Source organism: Burkholderia sp. BCC1977 (assembly GCF_905339595.1).
Taxonomy (GTDB): Bacteria; Pseudomonadota; Gammaproteobacteria; order Burkholderiales; family Burkholderiaceae; genus Burkholderia.
Map to the genome: position 1 here is coordinate 1 of NZ_CAJPGQ010000111.1, position 2,501 is coordinate 2,501.

Below are 2,501 nucleotides of genomic sequence, written 5' to 3' on the forward strand. Positions count from 1 at the left end.
TGCTTTGGGAGACAGCAACCCGGGAGCACAGACCGGCAGCAGCGTGTCCCAGGTCAGTCGCTCAGCACGCAGCCCCGTCCATTTCCCGTGCCCGTAGCGGATCTCCAGATCGGCTTCGACATCGGTGACGCTGCTATCGCCTCCCCAGATATTGCTCGTAATGCGTAGATTGACGTTCGGATACCGCATGCGAAAGTCCGGTATGCGCCATGCGAGCCAATGCGTGAAAAATACCAGACTCACTCGCACCGTCAGCACCTTCAGATGGCCTTGCCCGAAAATCTCGTCGGTGGCGGCAGCAAGCCGCTCTATCGCTTCATGCACGACTGGCAGGTAGGCGAGCCCGGCCTCGGTCAACTCGATGCCTCGCGGCAGGCGCTTGAATAACGCCGTACCGAGCTGGGATTCAAGTCCTTTCACCTGCTGGCTGATCGCGGCCTGGGTCAGATTCAACTCGGTCGCCGCGTGCGTGAAACTGAGGTGCCGGGCTGACGATTCGAATGCGCGTAGCCAATTGAGCGGTGGAAGTCGTTTCATCGTGCGAATCGTTGCAATAGATCTGTTGGGCAAAAGAGGGTACCGGCATTCTATTGCACCGATGCGATCGGAATCGGTCGCTGGGCGCCGCGGCGGATGGTGAGAGGCAACGACAAGTTACTCGCCAGCGCGACATCATATTAGGGATCGGCAATCCATATCGATCGCATTCTGGTGGAGGTTGCGCAGCGCCAAGAATCGCTCGCCGCAGTGTCATCAGCATTGAGCCCGCTCTCGATCATCTTGATGGCGTAGAACGCCGCCGACGTGCAACGCGATATCGGCGCTTGTCGAGAACAACCGGTCGAAGCGGACCCGTTGCGGCGAATCGCTCTCACTCATATGGAAGGTATCAACTTGCGCAGCACCTTCAATTTCCCAGTGGCGCTCTATCCGAAGCGGATCCTGCCAAGTACCGCGTCCGACAACGCCACCGCATCAACTAGCCACCGAGCCTAACAAGGAGGCCTTTTGTAGTGGTCAACTAATCCCGGACACTGCGTTAAGTTTTTCTTCCGCAACCGCCGGCGCCAGTCCGTTATTGAACTGATGCGGCCGTATCCAGTTGTACCGGTGCATCAGGTAGTGGCTGATGTCCCGGTGTGCCTCCTGCGCCGACACGTAGCCCACTGACGGTAGCCATTCGGTCTTGAAGCTGCGGAACAGCCTCTCCATCGGGGAGTTATCCCAACAATTTCCTCGACGGCTCATGCTCTGCTGTATCCGATAGCGCCAGAGGCGCTGACGGAATTTCCGGCTTGCATATTGGCCGCCTTGATCCGAGTGAAACAGCAAGCCTTGCGGTCGACCACGTTGCTCATAGGCCATCTCCAACGCCTGCACGACCAGATCGGCATCAGGGCGTGTCGAGAACGCCCAGCCAACAACCCGACGCGTGAACAGGTCGAGTACTACGGCCAGATAATGCCAACCGCCCTGCGCCCAGACATACGTGATGTCACCACACCACACCTGATTCGGCGTACCAACCTCGAATTCGCGATTGAGATGGTTCGGGATATCGATCCGCTCGACCGTGACCTGCTTGTAGGCATAGCGGCCCGGCTGCTTGCAGATCAACCCGAGTTCTTCCATCAAGCGGCTGACCTTGAAGCGGCCAATCGCCGTACCTTCCTCGCGCATCATGCCCATGATGCTGCGACTGCCAGCAGAGCATCGACTCTCGACGAACAGCTCGTGTACCCGGCTACGCAGTGCCATTCGCTCGGCATCAACGCGTCGGGCTCGCCCTCGGTGTGCATACAGGTAGGACCGCGACACGTCGAATACCGCGCAGATCAGCTCGACCGATTCGCTTGCGCCAATCTGATCAATTACTTCGTACGTTCGATGCCTTCCGACATCAAGAGCGCGGTAGCCTTTTTTAAAATGGCCTTCTCACGCTCGAGGCGTTCGATACGCGCCTCGAGTTCCTGAATACGCTGTTGATCCGGCGTGATTGCCTTGCCCTGCGGCGTGACACCCTGGCGTTCCATCAGAAGTTGCTGCACCCAGCGGCGCAGCACCGTCTCGCCGACGCCGACCGAGCGGCTTGCTTCTATATGGCTATAGCCCTGGTCGAGCACCAGACAGGCGGCTTGCTGTTTGAACTCCGGGGAAAACGTACGTCGTTGCTTGCTCATCAGACACCTCTTCATGGCGACCATTCTCGCCTAAATCAGTGTCCGGATTCATTAGACCACTACATAACAGGATAAGCGTAGGTCGCCAGTGTATTGCCCCATTGCTGGACGTGCTTGCGGTTTCGCCATTCCGGTTCACGCGCGCGGATAAACGCTTCAGCCGCCTCACGGAACGTTACATTGGCATCGACCGAGATATCGAGCCGTCGCCGATGCTGCTCTTCACGCCGGGCGAGGATGGGATCGATCTGGTTTCCGACCATCTCGCGATATCCGCTAACCAGTTTCCGCGCTTCACCAAGCGAAACCCGCGACAGCGGT

3 protein-coding genes and 1 pseudogene are annotated in these 2,501 nt (G+C 58.3%); 1 reads left to right on the forward strand and 3 read right to left on the reverse strand.

The window, feature by feature from the left end; translation table 11 throughout:
- A partial coding sequence (locus U5771_RS34870; protein WP_322028140.1) for a LysR family transcriptional regulator occupies positions 1 to 537 on the reverse strand: 537 nt, incomplete at its 3' end.
- 150 nt (positions 538 to 687) lie between these two features.
- On the opposite strand from U5771_RS34870, the pseudogene U5771_RS34875 reads away from it, so the two are divergent.
- Positions 688 to 996: pseudogene (locus U5771_RS34875) on the forward strand (Tn3 family transposase); the annotation flags it as partial.
- A gap of 21 nt (positions 997 to 1,017) precedes the next feature.
- On the opposite strand, the gene U5771_RS34880 reads toward U5771_RS34875, so the two are convergent.
- A protein-coding gene (locus tag U5771_RS34880) for an IS3 family transposase (RefSeq protein ID WP_322028141.1) occupies positions 1,018 to 2,180 on the reverse strand; the annotation gives its coding sequence in 2 pieces (ribosomal slippage) (positions 1,018 to 1,925 and positions 1,925 to 2,180; 1,164 coding nt in all).
- A gap of 59 nt (positions 2,181 to 2,239) precedes the next feature.
- On the reverse strand, positions 2,240 to 2,501 hold a 262-nt coding region (locus U5771_RS34885; protein WP_415859474.1), incomplete at its 5' end, for a phage integrase central domain-containing protein.